This window comes from Undibacterium pigrum, from assembly GCF_003201815.1.
Classification (GTDB): domain Bacteria; phylum Pseudomonadota; class Gammaproteobacteria; order Burkholderiales; family Burkholderiaceae_D; genus Undibacterium; species Undibacterium pigrum.
Genome location: NZ_QJKB01000001.1, coordinates 72,316 through 96,818, shown reverse-complemented (window position 1 = coordinate 96,818; position 24,503 = coordinate 72,316). Strand labels below are relative to the sequence as shown.

The window sequence follows — 24,503 nt, the reverse complement described above, 5'->3', positions numbered from 1 at the left end:
TGATTACATTCCAAGACCGACACCCAGCTCAGGGACTCCCTCTAAACATAAAGTCGAACGCGCAGTACGCGCCAATTGCTCGGCCAGCCTGGAAAATGCCAGTGATGCGAGGGCTTTAGGAAAAGCATCAATCACAGAGCGTCCCAAATGCGCCGCCTTTCTGACATGTTCATCTTCCGGCACATTGCCGACATAGTGTAATGGCACTGCCAGATAACGACTGGCTGCCTGCGCCATATTAGTGTAAATCAATCTCGCCTCTTTTTCTGATGCACCGGACACCACGATACCATAACCACGTCGCCCTACCCGGTTGCTGACGCGCTTGATCAAGCCATATGCTGCCTTGATCATGTCGGGATCAGCCGATACCTGTATCACCAGCTCACTATCATCCAGCGTTGCCAGCGGAAAGGCATCATCCAGATTGATATCGCTATCAACGATCACCAGGTCTGAACTATTGGCGACCGTATCAAAAACCCTGGACAGCTGACGCGCACTTTCTGGCGGCAACCAAGCATGCCTGGCCAGCATCGTTACGGACAGGCCAGCAGCTACCAATTTTACCGCTTCCTTCATTGTACGCTGTTGTCTCGCTACATCCAATAAGGTCTGATCATGGCGGGCGTTCAACCATGCCCCCACACTATTCTCGGAAGCGCGGGCGTCTACCATCAAAACCTGGCTGCCCTGGCGCGCCAGAGACACACCAAGATTGACCAGCATGCCACTCTTTTCATCTTCCCTCAAGGCCGACAAAAAGGTAAACACTCTTGGTTTTGGCCCCGCCAGCATGCGGCGCAGGCCTTCTGCCTGATCGAAACTAGCCAAGGAACACCTCCTTGCCTGCACGACTACCTGCTCTGGAAGCTGATGCCGATGCAGAAACCGCACCAGCCATCAGCAGAGGCAATTCCTCATCGAGATAGCGAAAAGCCGCAGTCTCACGCTTGAGTTTGAAGGCACGATCGATCAAATACAATTTGTTGGCGATATGCAGGTCTTCAGGCACACGCTGGCCACTGGCAACGTAATACACCATGAGTTTCTGGCGTATCGCAATATCGAGTGCGCCACCTATGGTTGCAGCTTCATCGAGTTTGGTAAATATGCAACCAGCCAGGCCATTACCCTGATAGGCGCGCACTACCTCGCTCAAGGTTTCCCCTGTCGATGTCGCATTCAGGCACAGCAAACGCTTTACTGGAGTGTCTGTTCCAGACAACATCGCCACCTGCTCAGTGACCATCTTGTCGCGCTGACTGACACCCACAGTATCAATCAGGACCGTATGTTTATTCTTGAGCTCGGACAAGGCGATGCGCAAATCTGCCTCATCCTTGACAGCATGTACCATCACACCCAGGATTTTGCCGTAGATACGCAATTGTTCAAAGCCGCCAATACGATAGCCGTCAGTTGTGATCAGGGCCAGCTTGGATGGGCCATGACGCATGACGCAGCGTGCTGCCAGCTTGGCTGTGGTGGTGGTTTTGCCGACACCGGTAGGTCCAACCAGGGCATACACGCCGCCTTTTTCCAGCATTTCATTTTCATTGGCGATGGTTGACAGATTGCGCACCAGGATATTTTTGATCCACTCCAGGCCATCCTCGACCTTGCCAGCTTCCGGCAGTTTTTCTACCAGATAGCGTGACAGGCTGGCACTGAAACCGGTAGCCAGCAATTCGCGCAAGATCTCGGCCTTTTGTGGCTGGCGTTTTTGTGTCTGCGTCCACGAGATTTCTGCCAGTTGAGATTCCAGCATACTGCGCATGGCGCGGATTTCTGACATCACATCATTCAATTCATTGGCATTGACCGGTGTGTCCATGTCACTGGCAAAGCTGCTGGCACCTGTCTGCGCCTTGAAAGTTGGCACATTCATGCTGCGCTCTACTGGTCTTTCTACCGACCTTTCCACTGAGCGATGAAAGCTGACTGCCTCCTCGTTCTGGAAGCGTGGCGCAAAGCGCGGTACCTGAGGTACTTGCTGGGTTTGCAGAATTTGCTGCGACTCAACTTCCTGCTCAGCATCCGGTGCGATGGCACTGATGGCTTCATCTGCCATTGCCAGAATCTCGACCTTGCCGCCCACATTGCGGTTCGAGAGGATCACGGCATCTGCCCCCAAAGCATCACGCAACATGCGTAAAGCTTCGCGAGAAGTATTCGCGGTAAATTTTCTGACGTTCATGATTGACCTCCGACCAGACTGGTGACTCTAATGGTTTTTGTTTCAGGTATTTCTGCGTGCGACAAGACTTTCAATTGCGGCAAATTACGGCGCAAGAAACGCGACAGCAAGGCACGCAATGGTGCTGGCACCAACAGCACTGGCGTCAGGCCCATCTGCTCCTGATGTTCAGCCGCTGCCTGGGTCTGACTTGCCAGTGTGTCGGCCAGGCCAGGCTCTATGCCAGATCCATCAGCGCCACTGGTTTGCAGGGCTTGCATCAACAGACGTTCAAGACGGCTATCCAGCGTCATGACTGTCATCTCATTCCCGGTCGGGAAGATTTGCTGAACTATGGCACGGCCCAGGGCTATCCTGACCTGTGCTGTCAATTCATTGGCATCCTGGGTATGCATGGCTTGCTCAGAAAGGGTTTCTATGATGGTGCGCATATCGCGAATATGCACGCCTTCCGTGAGCAGGTTTTGCAAGACTTTTTGCAAGGTGGACAATGGCATGGATTTTGGCACCAGTTCTTCCACCATTTTTGGCATTTCTTTTGCCAGATGATCCATCAGCAATTGCACTTCCTGACGGCCTAGCAATTCAGCAGCATGGCTGGTAATCAGATGATTCAAGTGGGTGGCAATCACAGTACCGGAGTCGACCACGGTATAACCCATGGCTTGGGCCTGTTCACGAATTGCGCCATCAATCCAGACAGCAGGTAAACCAAAGGCTGGATCAGTCGTCATTGCGCCTGGCAAATTGCCAGTCACCATGCCTGGGTTAATGGCAAGGTATTGGCCGCTCAGGGCTTCACCTGCACCGACTTCAACACCCTTGAGGGTAATCCTGTAGGCAGATGGCTTCAGTTCCAGGTTGTCACGGATATGCACAGGTGGCGATAAAAAGCCGACTTCCTGAGCAAACTTCTTGCGTATGCCCTTAATACGACGCAAGAGTTCGCCACCCTGGTTTTTATCCACCAGCGGGATCAGGCGATAACCAACTTCCAGACCCAGGGTATCGACAGGCAAGATATCTTGCCAGGTTGCTTCTTCCATTTCCTGTGGCGCGGCAGTTGGGGCCTCCACCCTTTCATCTGCTCCAGCAGCAGGTGCGACTTCATTACGCTTGTTGAGCAGGTAACCGCCACCACAAAGTACTGCTGCCAGCAAAATGAAAGCAATATGCGGCATGCCTGGTATCAAACCCATGCCACCTATGATGCCGCCTGTGATGATCATGACCTGAGGCTTGGCAAACAACTGGCCTATCAACTGACCACTGATGTCCTGATCGCTGGCCACGCGCGATACCACGACACCGGCCGCCGTAGAGATAATCAAAGAAGGAATTTGTGCGACCAGGCCGTCACCAATTGCCAGCAAGGTATAGTTTTTCAGCGCAGTGGAAAAATCCAGGTCATGCTGCACCATCCCCACGACAAGACCACCCACGATATTGATGACAGTAACCATGATGCCGGCGACCGCATCACCACGTACATATTTACTGGCACCGTCCATAGCGCCATAAAATTCAGCTTCTTGCGCAACTTCGGTACGGCGGCGGCGTGCTTCCTGTTCGGCAATCAAACCAGCATTCAAGTCAGCATCAATCGCCATTTGTTTACCTGGCATCGCATCCAGGGCAAAACGTGCGCCCACCTCAGCGATACGGCCAGCACCTTTAGTGACAACCGTAAAGTTAATGATGGTCAAAATGACGAACACCACGATACCAACTGTGTAGTTACCGCCAATCAAAAAGTGACCAAAAGCTTCAATCACCTTACCTGCTGCATCTGGACCGGTATGGCCCTCAGTCAAAACAACGCGGGTAGATGCTACGTTCAGTGACAGACGCAGCATGGTACTGACCAGCAGCACGGTAGGAAATACCATGAAATCCAGCGGCTTGACGGTATACAGGCTGGTCAGCAAGACAATGATCGCAATGGCGATATTGAAGCTGAAAAACACGTCGAGAACAAAGGCTGGCAAGGGCAAAATCATCATCGCCAGCATCAGGATGATGAGGAAAGGCGCTGCCAGTGCCCTGGTATTGATACCGTTCATCCAGCCAGGTAAGGTGAAGCTATTCATGCTTGGACTCCTGCTTGGTTGCCTGCTTGATTATTTGTTTGAATATTTGCTTGGTTATTGGGATCAAGCTCAGGTGGTACAGGCAAATCATTTGGTTTTTCAGGTCTGTTACCGCCGCCTTTGGTATAGCTGCGCAGTTGATAAACATAGGCCAGCACTTCAGCTACTGCGGCATACAGGGCTTCAGGTATTTCGTCACCGAGGTCGGTATGCTTATAGAGGGCGCGGGCCAGTGGCGGCGCTTCCAGCAAAGGTATTTTGTGTTCTTTTGCCAGTTCACGGATTTTGGCGGCGACTTCATCCGCACCTTTGGCGATGACTTTAGGAGCGCCATTGCCGCCTTCGGTATATTTCAGGGCGACGGCAAAGTGCGTCGGGTTAGTGACGACAACGTCAGCCGTCGGGATTTCAGACATCATGCGGCGGCGTGCCATTTCACGCTGCTGGGCGCGAATTTTTGCCTTGATCTGCGGGTTACCATTGGCTTCCTTGGATTCCTGAACAACTTCCTGATGTGTCATCATCAGTTTTTGTGCGTATTGCCACATTTGATAAGGCGCATCAATGGCGGCAATCACAGCCAGTGAACCGACAATGGCCAGGAAACACACGCCCATCATATGACCCACGTGGGCAGGGCCAGACTTCAAGGCTTCCAGCGGCAAGGCAAAGATGGCATTTTTTTGGCCCATGATGACGATCCAGGCTACAGACCCAACCAGGATGGTTTTGACGATGGCCTTGATGAGTTCGACGCCAGCGCGAGTAGAAACCATATTGCCCAGGCCAGAAATCGGGTTCATGCGCGAAAAATTAGGGGTCAATGCCTTGGCACTGAACAGCCAGCCGCCTATCAGCAAAGGTGAACCCAGTGCCACTATCATCAACAGCCCGGCAACAGGTGCAAAAGCCACCAGCACATCCATCAGGCTGACAGCAATTTTTGAAAACAGCAGTTCATGATCGTAGATAATCGCCCGCTCCAGCGACAGGCCCGCCACCAGAGCTTGATTCAAATGCCTGACCAGGCCATCGCCCATACCCCAGAGCGCACCGCCTGCCGCCAGCAAGATGGTGCAGGTAGACAGTTCACGCGAACGCGGAACATCGCCCTCTTCCCGCGCCTGTTCAAGGCGCTTGGGCGAGGCCGGTTCGGTTCTTTCGAGATCGCTATCTTCGGCCATTGCCGACTCCTGTTATTTCCACAAAGCAAGCTCTGCTTTGATTACGCAAATATACAGGTGTAATTATTGGCTATGACAGACACGCAAGATGCGTGGAATAAGGGAGGAAATACCCCCTTCCTCTCAGCAAGGAAGGGGTGAAGACTGAAAAAACAGAGGAAATGCCTGTTCAACAAGCATTGGAGACTGGCCAGGCAGAGAGATTTTTGCCTTTTAATCAATTCAAGACGGGACGTAAAACCTGGGCGACCTACGCCGTAGCGACGCGATTGCCGCACTCCCCGCAAAAGCTGGCGTCCACATCAACCGAGGCACCACAGGCACGGCATGCCTGCATGGTCTTGATCTTATCCATCGCTGCTGCGTATTGCATTTTTTCTTTCTCGCTATGGTCTGGCAATTGCTGCTTTCCTGCAGCCAGTGCAGTAGCTGCTGCATTAGCAGGATCAGCAATCACCTGGTTCATCATGCCGACTTTTTCTGCACGTGCCAGGTCTTTTGCAGACGTCGGTGCCACCACCATGGAATTTTGCTCAGCAAAGCCCTTTAAGCTCTGCGCCAGTTCTTCAGCATAGGCTGGCAGACCGCGCATGCCTGTCATTTGACGGAGTGCGTCGCGGCCAAAAATCACCGTGTCAATTTCTGATACCCAGACACGCAAAGTCATGGATTCTATGTTGATGACTTTCTTGCTGGTTTGCAGATTGCCAGAGATTTGATTGCCAAGCTGGACACTGGCAGACTCAAAACTGCCCTGGATATCAACCCAGATCAGTTTCGAGACAAAATCAAAACGTCCCCAGAGCACATGCGACGCGCGGTAGCAATACATGCCTACGCCAAACAAGCTGCAAGTCAGCGTAAGATTAGTCCACACTGCGTCACCAGCCAGGATGGCGCGTGTCAGCCAGACTGCCATCAGGGTACCACTGGCAATCAAGACAAAGGCCAGCGCCGTCAGACAGGTCAGCCAGAAAAATTCTTTGGTAGACAACGCATGTTGAAGACCTTCTGCCACCTTACCAACTTGCGGGCAAGGCTGGGTTTCCTCAAAAATTTCGGCAGTGAATTGCCCTTGTGGGCCTTCGATAATGGGTGAACGGCGCGAATATTTGCGGTTAGGCGTGCGGCTGAACCATTTCTCCATCAATATCCTGTCCAGCTCTTCCAGTAATTTATTGGGATGGGCATTCATGGTCACCGTTTCCACCACGCGCGCCGCGCCTATGACTTGCGGAGTAGCCTGCAACTGGTTTTTCAACGCCAGACCAAAAACTGCACAGGCAGCCAGTGCACATAACAAGGTCAGCAAAACCACACCATTGACAGACAAATTCTCAACCGGCGGCAAATGAGATGCCAGCAAACCCAGTACGACTGGCCCCAGCACTGCCAGTACGATCAGGATAATCAGACTGCTGATACCCACATTGGCACTTTCCTTGATTGCACCTGTCGTGGTGGCAGTGCGCGCCACCATCGGACGCATGATCTGGAAAAACACAAATGCACCATATACCAGCCCTATCCAGGCATGGGCAGCGCCTTGACCAAACACCAGCCAGCAAAATAAAAAGCTGATCAATGTCGCGGTCAGGGACAGGAAATTATAAAACTGTGTCTGCGCAGAATACTGGATGACGATGGGTGCAAATATCAACTGCGGCACCCATGAATACAATAGGCCATTCAAAGGCCCTGTTGGCTCTTTGAGCGAAATCGCATTTTGCCTGAGGTTTTCCTTATAGTGACGGGCATAGTCAGAGTCACCATCTTTATCGGCAGGCAGTAGTGGCGCCAGACTTTCAGGGCGATTACGGCCAAAGAAATAGCGCAATTGAGAAAATGCACGCGCCAACAATAATATCCCGAACAACAACAGTATTACGGCAATCCCCAGTACAGCAAAGACCGGCAAATCTGGCGCATGTGCCAGACGCCCGCGCACATCAAACATAATCCAGGTGCCTGCCAGTACCAACAAGCCGCCGGAAATCATGCTGGCAAGATTTTCTACCTTGTAAGGATTGGGAAATTCAAATAACTGGCTTTCCGGATTGAATTCATAGCTCATGCGCGCAACTCTTTATTTGAAATATCGTCGGGATTAAGGGGACTCAGTGGAGCTGTGTGGAAATTCAGCGGCAATTTACTCACCTTGCAAGCGCCGGGCTTTTTTTATCCTGGCTTTGGCTGCCGCATTATTGGGGTCCAGAGCCAGCGCGCTTTGTGCGGTCGCAATGGCACGGTCATAATCGCCACTGGCGAGAAAACTGTCCGAACGCGCCAACAAAGCCACTACTTGGCCTTGCCCCTGACCGAACCCGCCGTTGCCGAAAGGGGTGGGCATACCACGTCCAAACTCCTGATGTTGCGCATTCAGGTTGCGCTGGCGCTTGCCAGTTGCAGGATGCTCATCATCAAAATCATCGTCGTCATCGAAATCATCGTCATTTTTCTTTTTGGTTTTCTTTTTCGCATTTTGTGCATTCGATGCGACAGCAACTGAAGCTGGTTCTGGGATTGGGGCCGACTGCACAGGCTCAGTTGCCGGGCTCGGTGTTGTCGCAATCTCTGGCGCAGGAGTTGGCGGTGGCATAGCGACGGCTGATGCAGCGACTGGAGTGGCGACAGCAGCTTCTGTAACAAGCATCGGACTCTGCACAGACGGCTTACTGCTTTGCGCAAGATTATCTGCAGGCTTACCTGGCGATAGCCAAAAATAGCCACCAGCCAATACCAGCACCAGCAGCAAGGCCACTGCGGCTGCCATGACATGAGAAGGCTGTATGCTGGATTTGATGACATCGCCGGGTACGGCGACATCGGGGCTGGCACTTTTTTTGTTCAGGTCAACTGGTTTGCTGGCTGGCAGTTCAACCTGCGCTGCTATGGCAACAGGGTCTGGGGCTGGTGTGACGCTAATCCCATCTGGCTCCGGCGGTAACTCTTTGGGAGTATCCTGGCTGGGCGATGCTATATCAGCTTGTTTGTTAGCTGGTGTGTCAGCTTGTATTAACGGGCTGGTGCCATTGAGAATCTCATCATCAATATCGATGTCAAGAGTTTCGCTGGAAGCCAAGGGGTCAGCGGCAGAAGCTGGGGCGATGACGCTGGTCCCGCACTTCTTGCAAAATTTTGCCCCGGCTGCCAAATCGGTCTGGCAATTTGCACATGACAAGGCCGAACCGGGCGGGGCACCGTTATCTGCATTGACAGTGATGGCTGATCCACAGGATTTGCAAAACTTGGCCCCGTCTTTATTTTCAGTACCGCAGTTTTCGCAATTGAGCATTCGTGTTCATCCTGATTGAGTGATATGGCATGATCTCAGAAAATTGCCATATACTCAACCAGACCTCAACCAAACATCAACCCGACACGTAATGCCTTATGCTGGCTGGGCGACCGCAGGCACGGCAACCATGCGGTGTATGAAATACATCATGACTGCGGTAATCAGCACCGTCAGCACCAGGATATCACCCAGCAAATCAAAATGCAGGATAGGTCCGCCGCCAGCAGGCTGGCTGACTATCATGCCAGCAACCACAGAACCAACACCACCGGCGATTTGTTGCAGGGATGAGTTAATCGCCATGAATGAACCACGGCTGTCAGCGGCGGGCACAGCCGACATCATCGCCTGAGCCGGAATGATGCGTGAAAAGATACCGACGAACAACAAGACATTGACCAGGATGACCGTATGTAAAGGTGTCACACCAAGACGGGTATAAATGACTGCCATGATAATCGTCATGACAGCGCCAAATAAAAACACGCGGTATTTACCAAACTTGTCGCTCAGTTTGCCAACCAGCGGGCCGGTGACGATGGCACCCAGGCCAGTCACCAGATAGACCATCGGCAACTCTTTCATCGTAATCCCCAGATTATTCACTGAGAAGGCACTGCTGAATGGCATCAGCATATAACCACCTATGCTTAACAGGCCAGTCGCGGCAAACGCCAGCAAATATCTTGGGGTTGCTATCGTGTCTTTCAGGTGATGGAAGGGGTTGCGGTCAGACTGCAATTTCAAATGACCATCAATAGGTTTCAGGTTGGCGATGATAATGACGCCGACGATAGCTGCCATGCCGACGATCATCATGAAAGGTGCATGCCAGCCCCAGTGTGCAGAAAGGTAAAGACCAATAGGCAAACCCAGAATCTGGCTGGCTGCAAAAGCTGTTTGCAACACGCCCATGACCCTGCCACGCATGGAGAACGGGAACAAATCTGTCGTGATCGCCAGCACGATGGCACCGATGACACCGCCAAACAAACCCGTCACTATGCGGGCAAATAACAGGAAGTAGAAATTAGGCGCGATACCGCACAGGAAAGTACCCAGGATAAAACCGGCGTAGAAAAACAGCAGCAGCTTTTTACGGTCAAAACGATCTGCAAAACCCGCAGCCGCAAAACCGGCAATACCAGCACTGAAGGCATAGGCAGATACCACCACACCAAACTGTGAAGGTGAGATATTCAAAGCTGGCATCAGGATCGCACCCAGCGGTGACATGATCATGAAATCCAGGATGATGGTGAACTGCAAAAACGCCAGTATGGCGAGCACAAATTTTTGATAGCCAGTAAAGCTTGCTGGCGATTCTATAGGTATGGATTGATTCATATTTTCTTTCTTTTGGACTAAAACCCAGGCTATTTATTGTTAGCTGAGCAGATATTGTTATTGGGTTTGTTTTGTGTTGCTTTGCGTTGTTTTTGCGTAGTTTTTTTATGCAGCGACCCTGAAGCCATCATTTTGTAAAAGCACGTCCTGGTTCCCGGAAAAGAATTCCCTGAAAAATGGTACGGCTTCATAAGAATGAAAGACCCTGGTAAATTTCAGTGTCTCTGCTGCTGTTTGTGCATTTCTTTCACGCATCTCGGTTTCATAGGCGGCAATAGCTGCGCGCATATCAGGCATATCCGGGTTCAGCAACTGGCTCGCCAGCACCAGAGCATCCTGCATCGCCATGTTCACGCCCTCACCTGCATAGGGTGGCATGACATGGGCAGCATCACCCAGCATGGTCAGATTCGACAAAGACTGCCAGTGTTGATCGACAGGTGCACAGAATTGCGGGCGCGGCATGAAAGGCAGAGTGGCATGTCTGAACAGTTCTGCCCAGATATCACTCCAGCCCTTGAATTCTTGTCTGAACCAGGCCAATACCTGCTCACGGTCAGAGAAATCAATTCCACACTGTCTGCACCAGTCCTGATCTGCCTTATGCCCGGTATAAAAAGCGACACTGCCATCGCCTTTCAAGACAATGAATAATGTCTTTTCATCGTCGAGCACACAAACTTTTCCACCATCCAGTAATTCATACAATTCTGGAATAGTGTTTGCCACGTCAGCGACACTGCCCTCAAGCACAGTCACCCCAGAATACTCCGGTGCCAGCGGAGTGATATAAGGACGTATTTTTGAGTTGGCACCATCGGCAGCGATCAGCAAATCGGCAGTAAATTTGTTGCCATTTTCAAATGCAATCTCGACCGACTCTTCTGTTCTTTGCAAGGAAGAGAAACGGGCATCCCAGACCACCGTGTCATCCATCAGCGAAGCCAGCAGCAAGTTCCTTAAAGGACCACGATCTATCTCTGGTCTGTCATTGCTTTCTGAATCAAGCTCATCAATGATGACTGCTGCCTGTGCGTCCACAAACAGCATTTTCTCGGCCCCTGGACGATATGCCAGTTCAAACGCCTCCATCAAACCGGCGGCACGCAAGGCAGACAAACCAGAGCCTTCATTCAAATTCAGGGTGGCGCCCTGCACTCTGGCAAACTGGTTGATATCCCTCTCAAACACCTTCACTTTCGCGCCATGCATTTGCAGCAGGCGCGCCAGTGTCAATCCACCCGGCCCTGCACCGATGATGGCAATTTGCTTGTCTTGTATTGGGCTTTGCTTATGGATTTGTCTCATCGCGGTCATTCCGGGTTTTTTTATCCATCTCATCGCATGCTTTTACCGCAATAGCTCTGCGATATTGCAACTTAATTACATACTCAATGGATAGACGTTTTGAAATTGCAAATATTGCAGGAGAGCTGGGATTTTTTGCTGAAGTCAAAAATCTTTGCCAAAAATGAGCAACCTGAATACTGCCTTGAGTCACACTATAATTTAATCAAATTAAAAAGTAAAGTCACTTAATTTATTTATTGAGGTAATAAATCTGCTAAAATGTGACATGAACACAATTTGGAGCCTTTGATGGGACTGAGGGAATTAAAGAAAGCGAAAACCAGGAAGATGATTTCTGATCTGGCGACTGGGCTGTTCATAGAAAAAGGTTATAACGAAGTCACGACAGCAGAAATTGCCAGACTGGCTGAAGTATCCGTGCCTACGCTATTCAAATACTTTCCCACTAAAGAAACCCTGGTGTTTGATGAAGAAGATGAACGGGAAGAAAGATTGATTGCAGCCGTCACTCAGAGGAAAAAAGGTGTATCCATCCTCGATGCCCTGCTTGAACATTTTTCAAGCTACACCGCCTTTGACGCCAACAAGAAAAAGGAAGTGGCGGCTTTCAAAAAATTGATTTACTCCACGCCAGACTTGTATATCTACGCAAAACAAATCTGGATGCGTTATGAAAAATCACTGGCGGTCGCGCTGCAACAAGAGACAAAGCATGCACTTGCCCCAGCTGAGGCAGAAGCCATCGCCCACTTTATCCTGGATGCCTTCCATCGCTCTAAAGACGCTGAAGATCCCATAGCTTCACTGCATACCTTGTTCAGCCTCATGAAGAATGGCTGGAAAGAATGAGGCTCCTGGGCACGGTTCTCTATCGAAAGCCTTAAGATCAATCAGGCTGGTGCTTGTGCTGCCAGACTATTCTCTATAAATGCCCTGGCGGTGGTTGCTGCATAGCCTTGTGGCATGATATCCCCCGCTGCACTGGCGAGTTGAAATGCCCCCTCCATAAAGGCCAGCAGGCCAGCAGCCAGTTCTGCCACGCCGCTGATGACCTTCTTCTGGTCTTGCAGACATGCCGCCAGCAAATCCTGTATCAACAACAACTCAGCCGCAATCGCCTCCTGAAATACCGCACGCACTTCTGGCTGGCGTACTGCTTCAGCACCTATCACCACCCAGGCTGAAACCGCCTCAGGCATCGCGCCCTCGCCTTTGGCCAGACGTGCATTGATATAAGCCTGCAGTCTTTCTTGTGAGGTATTGGCCGTTGCCGCCAGCAAGTCATAGCGTGCCCGTGACATCGTCGCCAGCAACTTGACCAGATAAAGCAGGATTTCGCCCTTGCTCTTGAAATGGTAATGAATCAAACCCGGTGCCAGGCCTGCCTGTTTGGCAATCGCCAGTATGGTCGCCTTTTCATAGCCATGCTCTGCCATGACAGACAACAAGGCAAAAACGATCTCTTTACGACGCTGCTCGGTATTGGATTTTCTGGACATGGGAAAGACTGTTGATTATTTTGGTTACAAGACCAAATTCTACTTGTTTTCAACTTAATATAAGCACAAGAATGCAAACAAAGTTTTCCTGACTGAAGAACGCACAAAATTCGGGCAATTGCAGACTACAATCAGGCCGGACCAAAACACGAATTTTGAGACAGCATTCAGATATCCATCTTCATGGGCTTATTGATACCATGATGTCTACGTAAAAAAACAATCTGCTTATCAAAATGCAATGCCACTTCATTGCAACATTTTTTTAGAAATACCAATTGGCAGTTGAACTGTCGTCGAGACCACCTATGTTGCACCGCTTTAAACAGTTTATCTGCCTTCTCTTATTGTCAGCATTTGCTCACTCGTCTGTATTTGCCGCAACGGCAAAAACTGGCACAAGCAAACCAGCCATCAAACCCATCATCAAACTCTTCCTGCAAGAAAACCTGGACATCCATGGCCGGCCCTTGCCGCTGGATCGCGATCTGGAAGACATCCTCATTTATTTTGAGCATGAATCCGGCATTCAATTTGACAAACAGATATTGCCCTGGAACCGTGCTCAGCTCATGGCGCAAAATGGCGAAGGTATTATTTTTGGCATTTCCAGATCCCCAGAACGGCTGCAGCTCTATCACTTTTCCATCCCCGTCGTCAGTGAAAAAATCTGGGCGATTACGTATGGCGACCCTCGCCCCAACTTTCAAACAGTGGAAGACTTGCGCGGCAAAACTGTCAGTGTAGGCCGCGGCTTTAGTCACGGCATGGATTTTGAAAAGGCCAAAAATGTTGTGTTCCAGGTACAGGAAGATTCTGCCTCATCTGCCGCCCGCTTTAAAAAACTGATGAACCGCCGCAGCGACATCATGCTCTGGCCAGTGCGCCAGTTGCAACGCGCAAGCCAGGTAGAAGCCTACCTGCGCGACCAGCTAGTGCCCAGCTTCAACGACCCTGAACTGACAGGCAAGACCTTCTATGTTTCTGCCAAACCTGTGTTTTACGACACTACCCATTTCGCCGCAGCAAATGGCAAATACGAAGCAGAGATGGATAAATTGAATGCGGTGATACGCAAAGGAACGGCGAACGGTAAGCTACCGAAAGTACTGGCAAAATTTTACTAGCAGTTTTGTGATTATCAGTTCATCATAAAAAAACGCCGCATCAGTTGAAACTGGTGCGGCGTTTTTCATTCAGTACTTAATCGATCAACGACTGAATTCTTTGACACGTTCATTAAACGGACGCCCCTGAGAACCGTTAGTCGATTCAAAGCGATTGCGCATGGCTTTGTCCAGGCTATCCAGGCGGTCCGCCGGCGAAGGATGGGTTTCAAACTGCAGAGTAAAATTATTATCCTGGGCACTTTGTGACTGCAAGGTTTGTATTACAGCAGGCAATCCATAGGGGTCAAAACCTGCACGTGCGGCAATCACGACACCCACACGATCAGCGTCATATTCATCTGCCTTGTCGAGACCTTTTGCATACAAATCTTTAAAAACATTGGCTGCAAAAGTCTTAAGATTAGCATCCCATTTAAGCTGGGATGCTGCAAGATCAGCAAACACTCCCACACCACCCGCATTACGAATCGCATTCAAATGATGCTTACGTAATACATGAGCAATCTCGTGTGCTAGCACACCTGCCAATTCAGATTCGCTGCGCATGCGCGCCAACAAACCTCTGGTCACAAAAATATTACCACCAGGCGTAGCAAAAGCATTGAAACCGACATCATCAAGCACAGCGAATGTCCACGGCAAATCTGGCCTTTCAGTTTGCGAAGCCAGCCAGCGGCCCAATGTATTTACATAGCGCTGCAAAGCTGGGTCATTCAACAAAGGCTTTGCACCCAATAAACTGGCCGCAAATTCATTGCCCAAGGCAATTTCTTTGGGCTCATCAATTTCCTTGGTTTTATCCACCAGATTTTTTGCCCCCTCAGCAAGAGTTTTTACGTTGCCAGGCAATTTATTGAAGAGGTCACCAAGCTGCGCAAATGCAGAACCAGAGAGTGCAATAATGAGGCTGGCGATCAGTATTTTTTTTGTAGCGCGCATATTAATTATTCCCCCGCTTGCCAGTGTTGTTTTGATCCATGTACTCTACATTTACTGCTGGCAAATTGGACCTTTGCGCAAAGCTACGCGCACTGTCCTTGCTGACAGCATTGGCTTGCATTTTCTGTAGTTCAGAATAATTCGGTGAAGCGCGGCGCAAGTCTTCCTTATCCAGACCTTTGACACCTGTACCAACCGAGCCTGTATTCGAAGTACGCCCACCCGTCAGCAAAGCATTAAACCCATTGCCGCCAGAAACAGGCGCAGCATTGCTACCTGGGCTGGCATCAAAGCGCAAGGCGGTCAGCTTCACCCATCCTGCCTGACCAGAGGAGGTCTTGACATTCGTCCATGCCCCCCCAACCTGCAGTAATTCAACTCTGGTCTGGCTTGCCAATGTGCGGATCACGGTCGCATCCAGGCTGGCCTTATCCATTAGATCGGTGGATTGTGATGTCGTCGCTGAATCGGCCATCACATTGCCCGCCAGCAGAACAGCGATCATAAAAAACGGTATTTTCATTCGTTCTTCCTCAGAGGTTCATACAATTCGACTTCAGCAGCCCGGCCCTTGACGGCAAACAAGCCGCGCAAACTGAAAGTGAAATCAGCATTGTCGCCACAGGCCAGCATGGTTTCTTTGGTCACCAGGGCCCTGGCAATGCCTTTGGTCAAGCCCTCAACCCGACTGGCGAGATTGACGTTATCGCCAATAGCGGTGTAATCAAGCTTGCGTTTGGCACCAATAAAGCCTACCACAGCCGTTCCGGTGTGTACACCGATGCCAACGTCAAAGTCCACCAGGTCTGCATCTTCTGCAAGCAGTTCTTGCCTGAAGGCAAGCAGGTTTTCCTGCATTTCCAGGGCCGCTGCCACAGCATGGCTGGCGTGCTCGGGGTCATCCATAGGTGCGCCCCAAAAAGCCATGATGCAATCGCCTATATATTTATCCAGTGTGCCGCCGTGCTTCCAGACAACCTCTACCTGCCGCTCAAAATAACGGTTGAGAATATTCACTACATCTTGCGGAGCCTTGCTTTCTGCCAGCGTAGTAAAGCCACGTATGTCAGAAAACAACACGGTGATAAGGCGCATCTGGCCAGAGAGACTTTCTACCGTCTCGCCATGATCAACTATCTTGCGTACCACATCAGGATTAAGAAAGCGGCCAAACAGTGACACTGTGCGATCACGAGTGCGGCGCTCACGCAGGTATCCGGCAAGGGCTGCCGACAAAAACCAGGTCCAGGCAAAGATGAGAGGAGTTACTATTGGCAACATCCAGTGATGAGTTACCATCTGGTCTGCCAGATACACTGCCACCAGTGACAATATCAGCAAAGAACCGCCAGTGAGGCCGGGATGTAGGCGCTGCCGGAAAGCAAGCACCAGCAAGGAGATCATCATCACCCCGGCCAGCATGGGCCAGCCAGGCGCTACACGCCGTATACTCCGGCCATTTTTGAGGTTATCCAAAGCCACCGCCAAAATATCGACACCAGGATAACCAGGCTCCAGCGGTGTCAGGTGATGATCAAACAAACCAGCCGCAGAAGAGCCGATGATAATGATTTTATTGCGAAATAATTTGTCCAGTTCAGTAGCTTGCTCTGCTGTCAAAGTTGGACGTTGCTCGGTCAATATCTTGAACAAATCTGCATAGGAAAAACGCTTGTGTCCCAGTGCTGGCCAGAACATTTGAAAGTCAGTGCCAGGCGGCAGCTGGCCACCCAGATCTGCCGCCACCCGTGCAGGCAATGAAGGCAAACGCCAGCCATCAATATCAGAATACAGGCGATAGCGCCGCACCACGCCATCTGCATCGTTGATGCTGTTCACCAACCCCAGACGCCAGGCATTGCGCTCAATTGCCAGAGGCAGTTGCATGCTGAGCCTGGCATTCGCTTTACCTGGCTGACGAACGGCAAATGCGTCAGCCAGCTCTGCCAAAGCTACAGTCGCATTGCTTTTAGTATCTTGTAGCATCAGCACCTGCTGATAGGTATGAGGAAAATCCCTGATCTGATCCGATAAAAATGCATCGCTCTTGGGCGCTGCCAGATCACGCTCCTGAAAACTGATATCGAACACCACTGCCCTTGGAGAAAACCCCGCAAGCGCCTCCAGCAAAAAACCGTGAATTTCACGCTTCCACACCCACAAGCCCGCTATCTTTTGCATACCCAACATACTGGCATCGTCAATATCCACAATCACAATATCGGGATCAGGCTGGTAAGCAGGGGCATGACGGCGCAGATAAACATCACCGAGACGTGACTCTGTCGTCGCCAGCAAATGCAGGCCAAACAGCTCAACACCCATGACAGTCACAAGAAACAAAGTCAGCGTGGCATACCAGCGCAAAGTGGCACTATTGATGAAGGGGAAAAGTTTTTTGAGCATGCCGCAGGATAGAAGTAATACTGGTGATATGTGTTGAGCGAGTTTACCTGCAATTTTCCATACGTTTGCCCAGCAGCAAAGACAAATAATCAAAAATACAACAAGCAATATGAATGTGTATGCCACAAGCCACACAAACAAGCGCACAAACCGTCTGATGCCAGACTAAAGCACACAATCCAGTTTCCAGGCCTGCAGCAAAACAGTTCTGATATGATACCGCCGCCTTGTGCACTTTACGAATGGGCACAGGCCCGATTTCTCATTTCCTCCATCTTCAAAACTCGCTATGACCGCTTTCCATCGTCCCTTACAATTTTGCCTGCTAGTCGTGTTGAGCAGCCTGTCTTTATATTCACAGGCACAGCAGATTACCCCAGGCGAATATCTCAGTGAGGCGGCTTATAGCAAACTGAATATCACCACTAACAGTGCAGGCAAACTCATCTTCAGTCTTGAGTCTCATGGCGAAGGTTCGTGTTTAATGAAAGGCGAGATCATCGCTGGCAAAGCAACACTACGCAAAAGCGGCATGAAACAAAACTGTCTTTTACGCTTCACTCAAAAAAAGAACGATATTGAAGTTGATGGAACGATAGACATTTGCGAACAAAATTATTGCGAACTGGCCAGCATTACCAACCTGTATTTCAAACCACCAGGCTGCACTGCCCCTGAACGTAGCCAGGCAAGAAAAGAATTCAAAGCCTTGTACGACAAAAAAGAGTATTCAGCAGCCATGGCCAAGCTGGACCCTGTCTTTGTCAATTGCGGCAAAATCCTTGAACCTCTGGAAATGGGCTGGTTGCGTAATGACCTGGCCCTGGTGCAATACAAATTGCAAATGCCAGACCGCTGCATGACGACACTACAGTCCCTCGCCGAAGAAGCCGCAATGGCAGACAATGCGATCATCAATAATTGCGACAGATGCACTGACGAATACAATCAAAAATATTTGTCCATGATCAAGGCGACACGTACCAATTTGCGCATCTGCAAAGCAGGAAAATAAAGGACCCTCCCCGCATCGCGGCCATGCTTTAGGTATAAACAATTTATTTCATGCAAGCTAAAAGAATCAACGGCCTGGACACCCTGCGCGCCTTCGCCATATTGCTGGTATTAATGTCGCACTACTGTGGCTTTGTCAGCAGGAAGCAAACCTTTGGTTTTGCTGGCGACATAGGCTGGGCAGGCGTCGATTTATTTTTTGTACTGAGTGGCTACCTCATAGGCAACCAGATCATGTCTGCCGTAGCCAAGGGGCAAGCGCTGTCGCTAAAGAATTTTTTCGCCAGACGCCTGTTACGTACCCTGCCCAATTACTATGTCGTGCTGGCTGCCTATTTTATTTTTCCGACGGCACTGGCCGGGCGCAGCACTTCACCGCTATGGCAGTTCCTTACATTCACCCAAAACATAGGCCTGGAATACGGGCAAACCTTCACCCATTCATGGTCGCTGTGCATAGAAGAACAGTTTTATCTGATACTGCCCATAGTCAGCTTCATCCTGGTCAGACTCAAAAGCCCGCTGTGGCTGGCCTGGGGCCTGCTCATCGCAGCGATAGGCGGCGGTATGCTATTTCGTGGCATGGCATTTATGGACGGTCATCCAGCATTTGATGCGCAAGTCTATTACTCCAGCTTTGGCCGCTTTGACGAGCTACTCCCCGGTGTCGCCATCGCCATGCTTAAGAATTTTCATACGAGCTTATACGAAAGGCTCATGCGACACGGCCAGGCCCTGCTTATCACAGGCCTGCTAGCCACTGGCTGCACCCTGTACTGCATCAACAGCGACGACTACAACAAGCTGATGATCGTCAACTCAATGGGCTTTTCACTCATCGCCATCAGCTTCGCCATCCTCACCCTGGCCGCCCTCAGCCCTAACAGCTACCTGCACCGCCTGCGCCTGCCAGGTGCCGCGCAACTGGCGCTGTGGTCGTATGCTGTCTATCTGGTGCATAAGCCTGTATTCATGCTGATTGGTGAACAGTTAGCCAAACGGCACGTGAATGCGAGCGCACCGCTGACTATTGTTCTGGTGACTGCTGCGGGGGTGTTTGGTGGATGGCTGCTATATCGCTTGGTGGAGACGCCGTTTATGCGGATACGAGCGCATTGGTTTCCAAGCCTGGGCCAGCAAGCACAGGCAAATTGATCATGTATCACAGCAGCAAAGCATGTGTCAGATAAACAAATCCCAATCTCGCTGACGTGACTATTGAATAGTAGTGCTCACAAGAGAAATCTGATTGTCGTCTGAAAATGCGAAAGTCCAGGAACTGCGCGTTCACACTCCTGACCCCGGTAGCCATACACCTGCGCTACGATAACTATTAAACAGAAGTTGCCAGAATTGATTCAATACTACTGATATCCAGATAGGCATCTTGAAATGATTTTCCACTTGGATTAACTAAGCGAATTTTTACAATTTTCGACGCATCACTTATTTCCCTGACGTAGCCGAAATGGGATATTCCACTTTTCATGTGAATTGTTACCGCATTTTTTTTGTCGTCTGTCGAGGATTTAAAATTTAAAGTCAGAACTTCATGCATAGATTCCATTTCTATCACCTTTTTCGTATCAGTTTAGAATTGCTCGTCACATAGTGTAATGTTAATTCCCTAAAACACAATGAAATCGCAAAAGTCGATGTGGCAGGAACAGCCTTACCTGATCCTACCGCTAGCCTCCCTCGTGCGGATAAGAGTGGAATTAGGCAAACGAGATATAGACACCAATACGAGGTTACCTATTTGCTGGTTTCAGGGTGCAAGCCAGCAAACTCAAGCAAGTCGCGACATGACTTTCGATGACGGCAGAATTAACACATCCATATAATGTAAGACTAACTTCCTATCACCTTTGCCAAGAAAGCGACAAATAGACCAATGACAAGCATTTTTCAGATCAAGCAACGCTGATACCAAGGTAAAATTTGTCGCAGCAAAATACATTCGAAATAAGTACAGACACAATAGTTTTGTAATCCAATATTAGAAACTCTGCCGATTGAACAAGGAGTTCATGTTTTTTGCAGTTTCACATTAACGATTAAGTTTCAGAGAAATAGAACTCTTCCTAGCCTCTAACAATCGTAACTCTTCTTTTATTCTAAGATCGTGAACATGCAATTCACTATAAGCTTTCAGCCTAACCAGTTCTTTATCTGCGAGCCCCAACTGACTCGGTTTCGCTTTCAAATATGCCCATGCTCTCTGAACTGAGCAGCGCTGCCACGCAACTCCAAGTTTTTCAGCTTTCGTCACTGAAAGTTCGCAAGCACGAATGTCTCCCAACCTCGCCTCAATTATGCCTTGCGTTAACCATACCTCCCCTTCATTTGGCAGAAATTCAACTGCCTTTTTTGCCTTATGAAGCGCTGCCTCATTGTCTCGAATATCATGAAACAGAAAATAGGCATATCGATCCCACAACCATCCATTAGTGCTATCGACCATTGAAGCTGACTCATATAGTCGCTTACTTTCCTCTAACTTTCCCTCGTATCTTGCTCTATGAGCTGCTTTAGCCAATGGTGTTCTGAACGCAGCCGCAATTCGATCTCCTGAATAGAGGCGACTCCCTCTGATAAAACTTGAGTATTCAGTTCGAGCTCGGTTTAATTCAGATTCGCTTGGGCTCCTTGTTCCATCCGAAAGCAATTCAGTTTTTTCAAAAGCATAGTCAAGGAAATTTTTTGAAAAAGTTAATTGGAGATCTCCTTTAAAAATGATTAAAGAGGCTATACCACCAGTTTCTTCAAGTGCTGTCTGCGCATCTTGAACAGTAATACCCAAAACATCACAGCATATTTTTAGTGATTGCCCATCGTGAACATCCGCAACGCGAGCCATTAATAGAAGGAGTCTTCTTACGCTCTGATTTAGCCGCGACCAAGCATCAGCAAATAGGAAATTACCTAAATCTTCACGTAGCATATTACCAATGCGAGTAGCTGCTTGATCAATTCTTGTTATTGAGGGATCTAAAAAGGAATTTGCGAAGGCCTCCAGTACCAATGGTCTCCGCTCCAGTTTTTTCAATGCATTTAGAATATCCTCATCTTTTGCCCTTAGTAAGGGTTTAATTTGAAGTTTATTTGCTCTATCGCGTAAAAAATGAATTGCTTCCGTCTCATCAAATACATCAATACCAATTGGAGACGCTTCAATATGTTCGTGCCGTCTAGATGTTAGAATTATTCTGGCTATTCTTCTTGAAATCTCTTTTATTTCTTTACCAAGAGTTATTCGTTCCGCATCATTTTCAATCAATGTTTCAGCATTATCAATAACAATTAATATTTCCTGTCGATCTAACTTTAACTCTTCTTTGATTTTTCGCTGCAAGTTCTGAGTAGCTTTAGTTAGCTCACTAGTGTAAAAATCTGGGGAAGGGTACTCACCAAAAAGCAAGGTATAAATGAATGCGAGAAGTTCTAATAGATGTGGTTGACCAGCTCCAACAGCCTGCAAACCATCCAAACTCCATTGCCACCGTTTTGCAGTATAAAAAACTATTATTGTTGGACGAGATTCGACTTGCAAGTCATCATCCAGCATTCTGTTGAGAAACTCTAAAGCTAGCGTAGTCTTTCCGAACCCTCCATCTCCATATATTAAACATGCTCGTGACTCCACATCATTTATCCAGTCCAATAAATCTTTAATTTGACTTTCTCTGCCAGTAAATGAATCTGTAATTCTATCTGGCAGGTAACATAATGGCTCCCAGCTATTTTCCCGAATAGACAAGGTTGGTTGATGATTTCCAGATACATATTTAAATGGATTTAATGTCTCAAACTTTAGCTCATCTCTAGTATTGCCCCCTGTATCAATTTGGCAGTGCACACGAACTCTGTCTTGAGAAAGAATCTGTATCTTACGTATGAGTGCAGGTTTTCCATTACTGCTTCGAATGAGATTTAGAATAACTTTAACAGAACCATTATCGATAGAAGCTTTGCCAGTCACGTTATCTATGACTGGAGTTACACTAGCCAAACAATCTAAAATAAAACGCAACGCATCAATTTCTGCTGTAGGATCATAACCTCCAACAAGGCCATGTCCTTCGGCTCCATCGTTCCTTAAAAACACGACTGCTCTAAGAAGTCCTTTTAGAGTTTTCTGAAAATTTGTGCATAACCTACTGGCCGGTCTGTGCTCCACGCTCTTGTTCAAGACTCTAGCTATTCCAGCCCATCCCATTCGTTCACATGACACGAGCATTGCCTCTAAGCCATCGACTAAAGTCCCGTCCGCTGGCACACGCAAAGCATAAACAATTGATTGGTCAGGATACATTTCTGGCACAGGTTTTTGATATGTAATCCACTCAAGTAACCCGTATGTAATCTGCTGCATTAGCATCCGAAAACATGAAACTATTCGGACTCGGCGCTCAATGTCGGAGGCACACTTAGTGATTTCTTCAACTTGAGTATCAAAGTATGTTTTCATTTCAACGCATATCAATTTAAAAGTTAATAAAAAGATTATATCGATTTTATTTAACAAATAATTAAATTGACAATTTTTTACGTTGCCTTGATTTATTCAATAAAAAACTTACACAAAGAAACGATATCTGTCACCAGAATAATTGCTCGTTCGCGGCGCTCAACAAATTTAAATCAAAACAAGCTTTGCGGAATTAAAGCGAGGAAATGCAGCGATAGAGGTTACTATCAAGGAAAGTATGTGGTGCCCGAGGCCGGAATCGAACCGGCACGCCCGCTATTAACGAAGCGGCGGATTTTAAGTCCGATGTGTCTACCAGTTTCACCACTCGGGCCCACTACTACAACCTGCTTAGCGAAACGCTAAGTCGGGTTCTGGAAAAAAAGCGCTCTAAAAGCGCTTTTTGTATTTGGAGGCGGGGGTCGGGATCGAACCGGCGTCTACGGCTTTGCAGGCCGCTGCATAACCACTTTGCTACCCCGCCAGGGGTGCTATCTCTGCTAATCGCCCAATGTGATTTTATCACGCTTGATGATTGCTGAAATGCGGTGCAACTTGAACAAAAAAGGGAAGCCTTGCTTCCCTTCAGAATCTGGAGCGGGAGAAGAGTCTCGAACTCTCGACCTCAACCTTGGCAAGGTTGCGCTCTACCAACTGAGCTACTCCCGCAGATGTGCTGCTGATACTTCAGGTACTACGCCATTTTGGAGCGGGAGAAGAGTCTCGAACTCTCGACCTCAACCTTGGCAAGGTTGCGCTCTACCAACTGAGCTACTCCCGCATTTTTACTACCGTGCTGCTTTACTGCTTTTCGCTGCCATTCCAAAAACTTTGGAGCGGGAGAAGAGTCTCGAACTCTCGACCTCAACCTTGGCAAGGTTGCGCTCTACCAACTGAGCTACTCCCGCATCGCGAAAGACCAGAATTATATATCATCCAGCCATTCTGTCAACTACCCATTCCAAGATCATTACATACTTATTACACCACTACCCCACGCTTAACCCATTCTGTCGGTAGTTTCCTTGATTAAAGGCCATGCCTTGCGCAGGTAATAGAACATGGACCAGACTGTCAGCACGGCGGCCACCAGCAATAACCAGGAGCCGAGCATCTTGGTATCAACACCAAACAGCATGTCGTAATACAGCAGCATGGGAATGGCGACCATTTGTGCTGTGGTCTTGATCTTGCCCAACGAGCTGACTGCGACTGACTTGGATGCGCCTATCTGCGCCATCCATTCGCGCAAGGCAGAGATGGTAATTTCACGACCGATGATGACAAAGGCAATCACGGCGTTAACGCGGTCTAGTTGCACCAGCACCAGCAAGGCACCGGCAACCATGAGTTTGTCGGCCACGGGGTCCAGGAAGGCACCGAATGAGGATGTCTGGTTCCACCTGCGTGCCAGGAAGCCATCAAACCAGTCAGTGACTGCGGCGACGATAAAAATCGTGGTGGATGCCATGCCTTTTTCAAAGGGGCTGAGCCAGAGGTCTGGCAAATAAAAAACACCGACAACCAGCGGTATCAGCGCGACACGTAGCCAGGTCAGCAGGATAGGGAAATTGAAAGGCATGTCTTTTTGGTTTTTATTCGGTTTATGCATCA

General features: G+C 49.1%; 19 protein-coding genes and 5 tRNA genes. 4 read left to right on the top strand and 20 right to left on the bottom strand.

Features of this window, described 5'->3' with window-relative positions; all coding sequences use genetic code 11:
- Positions 1-3 precede the first annotated feature (3 nt).
- The 8 genes from DFR42_RS00455 to DFR42_RS00420 all read right to left on the bottom strand — a co-directional run bounded on the left by DFR42_RS00455 (position 4) and on the right by DFR42_RS00420 (position 11,427).
- Positions 4-834 carry a MinD/ParA family ATP-binding protein gene (locus tag DFR42_RS00455; protein ID WP_245936776.1) on the bottom strand — a complete coding sequence of 277 codons (831 nt, stop codon included), beginning with the start codon at positions 832-834 and terminating at the stop codon, positions 4-6.
- Positions 827-2,200 carry a flagellar biosynthesis GTPase FlhF gene (gene flhF / locus DFR42_RS00450; RefSeq protein ID WP_110252998.1) on the bottom strand — a complete coding sequence of 458 codons (1,374 nt, stop codon included), beginning with the start codon at positions 2,198-2,200 and terminating at the stop codon, positions 827-829. Before flhF ends, DFR42_RS00455 begins: the two co-directional genes overlap by 8 nt.
- The gene (flhA, locus tag DFR42_RS00445) at positions 2,197-4,290 is read right to left on the bottom strand and encodes a flagellar biosynthesis protein FlhA (protein ID WP_110252997.1); all 2,094 of its coding nucleotides are present in this window, start codon (positions 4,288-4,290) and stop codon (positions 2,197-2,199) included. The genes flhF and flhA overlap by 4 nt, the downstream gene beginning before the upstream one ends.
- On the bottom strand, positions 4,287-5,474 hold the full coding sequence (gene flhB, locus DFR42_RS00440; RefSeq protein WP_110252996.1) for a flagellar biosynthesis protein FlhB: 1,188 nt from the start codon (positions 5,472-5,474) through the stop codon (positions 4,287-4,289). Before flhB ends, flhA begins: the two co-directional genes overlap by 4 nt.
- 250 nt (positions 5,475-5,724) lie before the next feature.
- Entirely contained in the window at positions 5,725-7,548 is a 1,824-nt protein-coding gene (locus DFR42_RS00435; protein WP_110252995.1) for a zinc ribbon domain-containing protein, read from the bottom strand.
- Between the two features lie 75 nt (positions 7,549-7,623).
- The gene (locus DFR42_RS00430; RefSeq protein ID WP_110252994.1) at positions 7,624-8,769 is read right to left on the bottom strand and encodes a zinc-ribbon domain-containing protein; all 1,146 of its coding nucleotides are present in this window, start codon (positions 8,767-8,769) and stop codon (positions 7,624-7,626) included.
- A gap of 96 nt (positions 8,770-8,865) precedes the next feature.
- On the bottom strand, positions 8,866-10,119 hold the full coding sequence (locus tag DFR42_RS00425) for an MFS transporter (protein WP_110252993.1): 1,254 nt from the start codon (positions 10,117-10,119) through the stop codon (positions 8,866-8,868).
- Between the two features lie 105 nt (positions 10,120-10,224).
- Positions 10,225-11,427 carry an FAD-dependent oxidoreductase gene (locus DFR42_RS00420; protein WP_110252992.1) on the bottom strand — a complete coding sequence of 401 codons (1,203 nt, stop codon included), beginning with the start codon at positions 11,425-11,427 and terminating at the stop codon, positions 10,225-10,227.
- A gap of 291 nt (positions 11,428-11,718) precedes the next feature.
- On the opposite strand from DFR42_RS00420, the gene DFR42_RS00415 reads away from it, so the two are divergent.
- Positions 11,719-12,279 carry a TetR/AcrR family transcriptional regulator gene (locus DFR42_RS00415; protein WP_110252991.1) on the top strand — a complete coding sequence of 187 codons (561 nt, stop codon included), beginning with the start codon at positions 11,719-11,721 and terminating at the stop codon, positions 12,277-12,279.
- Between the two features lie 41 nt (positions 12,280-12,320).
- Here DFR42_RS00415 and DFR42_RS00410 read toward each other — a convergent pair whose 3' ends face one another.
- On the bottom strand, positions 12,321-12,929 hold the full coding sequence (locus DFR42_RS00410; protein WP_245936775.1) for a TetR/AcrR family transcriptional regulator: 609 nt from the start codon (positions 12,927-12,929) through the stop codon (positions 12,321-12,323).
- Between the two features lie 308 nt (positions 12,930-13,237).
- Here DFR42_RS00410 and DFR42_RS00405 point away from each other — a divergent pair, with 308 nt between their 5' ends.
- Positions 13,238-14,056, top strand: coding sequence for a substrate-binding periplasmic protein (locus tag DFR42_RS00405; RefSeq protein ID WP_110252990.1), 819 nt, complete (start codon positions 13,238-13,240; stop codon positions 14,054-14,056).
- Between the two features lie 84 nt (positions 14,057-14,140).
- Here DFR42_RS00405 and DFR42_RS00400 read toward each other — a convergent pair whose 3' ends face one another.
- Genes DFR42_RS00400 through DFR42_RS00390 form a run of 3 tightly spaced genes read right to left on the bottom strand, consistent with a single transcriptional unit; the run spans position 14,141 to position 17,404 of the window.
- Positions 14,141-14,998, bottom strand: a complete 858-nt coding sequence (locus DFR42_RS00400) for a M48 family metallopeptidase (RefSeq protein ID WP_110252989.1) — start codon at positions 14,996-14,998, stop codon at positions 14,141-14,143.
- 1 nt (position 14,999) lies between these two features.
- On the bottom strand, positions 15,000-15,521 hold the full coding sequence (locus DFR42_RS00395) for an SH3 domain-containing protein (protein WP_110252988.1): 522 nt from the start codon (positions 15,519-15,521) through the stop codon (positions 15,000-15,002).
- Positions 15,518-17,404, bottom strand: coding sequence for a CHASE2 domain-containing protein (locus DFR42_RS00390; protein WP_110252987.1), 1,887 nt, complete (start codon positions 17,402-17,404; stop codon positions 15,518-15,520). Before DFR42_RS00390 ends, DFR42_RS00395 begins: the two co-directional genes overlap by 4 nt.
- Positions 17,405-17,693: 289 nt before the next feature.
- Between DFR42_RS00390 and DFR42_RS00385 the strand changes: the two genes are divergently transcribed.
- Entirely contained in the window at positions 17,694-18,419 is a 726-nt protein-coding gene (locus DFR42_RS00385; protein WP_110252986.1) for a hypothetical protein, read from the top strand.
- A 50-nt stretch (positions 18,420-18,469) separates the two neighbouring features.
- Positions 18,470-19,573 carry an acyltransferase family protein gene (locus DFR42_RS00380; protein ID WP_110252985.1) on the top strand — a complete coding sequence of 368 codons (1,104 nt, stop codon included), beginning with the start codon at positions 18,470-18,472 and terminating at the stop codon, positions 19,571-19,573.
- Between the two features lie 178 nt (positions 19,574-19,751).
- Here the strand turns inward: DFR42_RS00380 and DFR42_RS28935 are convergent, their stop codons facing one another.
- The 8 genes from DFR42_RS28935 to pgsA all read right to left on the bottom strand — a co-directional run bounded on the left by DFR42_RS28935 (position 19,752) and on the right by pgsA (position 24,471).
- Entirely contained in the window at positions 19,752-19,985 is a 234-nt protein-coding gene (locus DFR42_RS28935) for a hypothetical protein (protein WP_146218762.1), read from the bottom strand.
- A gap of 483 nt (positions 19,986-20,468) precedes the next feature.
- On the bottom strand, positions 20,469-22,889 hold the full coding sequence (locus tag DFR42_RS00370) for an ATP-binding protein (protein ID WP_110252983.1): 2,421 nt from the start codon (positions 22,887-22,889) through the stop codon (positions 20,469-20,471).
- Positions 22,890-23,130: 241 nt separating this feature from the next.
- Positions 23,131-23,223, bottom strand: a tRNA-Leu gene (locus DFR42_RS00365).
- A gap of 76 nt (positions 23,224-23,299) precedes the next feature.
- Positions 23,300-23,373 (bottom strand) — tRNA-Cys (locus DFR42_RS00360).
- Between the two features lie 109 nt (positions 23,374-23,482).
- Positions 23,483-23,558: transfer RNA gene (locus DFR42_RS00355), tRNA-Gly, on the bottom strand.
- A 36-nt stretch (positions 23,559-23,594) separates the two neighbouring features.
- Positions 23,595-23,670, bottom strand: a tRNA-Gly gene (locus DFR42_RS00350).
- Between the two features lie 51 nt (positions 23,671-23,721).
- Positions 23,722-23,797, bottom strand: a tRNA-Gly gene (locus DFR42_RS00345).
- A gap of 92 nt (positions 23,798-23,889) precedes the next feature.
- Entirely contained in the window at positions 23,890-24,471 is a 582-nt protein-coding gene (pgsA, locus tag DFR42_RS00340) for a CDP-diacylglycerol--glycerol-3-phosphate 3-phosphatidyltransferase (RefSeq protein ID WP_110254163.1), read from the bottom strand.
- Positions 24,472-24,503: the final 32 nt, after the last annotated feature.

Coding starts and splice junctions, on each gene's coding strand:
- DFR42_RS00415 (WP_110252991.1), top strand. CDS start 11,719: ATGGGACTGAGGGAATTAAAGAAAGCGAAAACCAGGAAGATGATTTCT.
- DFR42_RS00435 (WP_110252995.1), bottom strand. CDS start 7,548: ATGAGCTATGAATTCAATCCGGAAAGCCAGTTATTTGAATTTCCCAAT.
- DFR42_RS28935 (WP_146218762.1), bottom strand. CDS start 19,985: ATGGAATCTATGCATGAAGTTCTGACTTTAAATTTTAAATCCTCGACA.
- DFR42_RS00410 (WP_245936775.1), bottom strand. CDS start 12,929: ATGTCCAGAAAATCCAATACCGAGCAGCGTCGTAAAGAGATCGTTTTT.
- DFR42_RS00390 (WP_110252987.1), bottom strand. CDS start 17,404: ATGCTCAAAAAACTTTTCCCCTTCATCAATAGTGCCACTTTGCGCTGG.
- DFR42_RS00395 (WP_110252988.1), bottom strand. CDS start 15,521: ATGAAAATACCGTTTTTTATGATCGCTGTTCTGCTGGCGGGCAATGTG.
- flhF (WP_110252998.1), bottom strand. CDS start 2,200: ATGAACGTCAGAAAATTTACCGCGAATACTTCTCGCGAAGCTTTACGC.
- flhB (WP_110252996.1), bottom strand. CDS start 5,474: ATGGCCGAAGATAGCGATCTCGAAAGAACCGAACCGGCCTCGCCCAAG.
- DFR42_RS00380 (WP_110252985.1), top strand. CDS start 18,470: ATGCAAGCTAAAAGAATCAACGGCCTGGACACCCTGCGCGCCTTCGCC.
- DFR42_RS00405 (WP_110252990.1), top strand. CDS start 13,238: ATGTTGCACCGCTTTAAACAGTTTATCTGCCTTCTCTTATTGTCAGCA.
- DFR42_RS00420 (WP_110252992.1), bottom strand. CDS start 11,427: ATGAGACAAATCCATAAGCAAAGCCCAATACAAGACAAGCAAATTGCC.
- DFR42_RS00425 (WP_110252993.1), bottom strand. CDS start 10,119: ATGAATCAATCCATACCTATAGAATCGCCAGCAAGCTTTACTGGCTAT.
- DFR42_RS00385 (WP_110252986.1), top strand. CDS start 17,694: ATGACCGCTTTCCATCGTCCCTTACAATTTTGCCTGCTAGTCGTGTTG.
- DFR42_RS00400 (WP_110252989.1), bottom strand. CDS start 14,998: ATGCGCGCTACAAAAAAAATACTGATCGCCAGCCTCATTATTGCACTC.
- flhA (WP_110252997.1), bottom strand. CDS start 4,290: ATGAATAGCTTCACCTTACCTGGCTGGATGAACGGTATCAATACCAGG.
- pgsA (WP_110254163.1), bottom strand. CDS start 24,471: ATGCCTTTCAATTTCCCTATCCTGCTGACCTGGCTACGTGTCGCGCTG.
- DFR42_RS00370 (WP_110252983.1), bottom strand. CDS start 22,889: ATGAAAACATACTTTGATACTCAAGTTGAAGAAATCACTAAGTGTGCC.
- DFR42_RS00430 (WP_110252994.1), bottom strand. CDS start 8,769: ATGCTCAATTGCGAAAACTGCGGTACTGAAAATAAAGACGGGGCCAAG.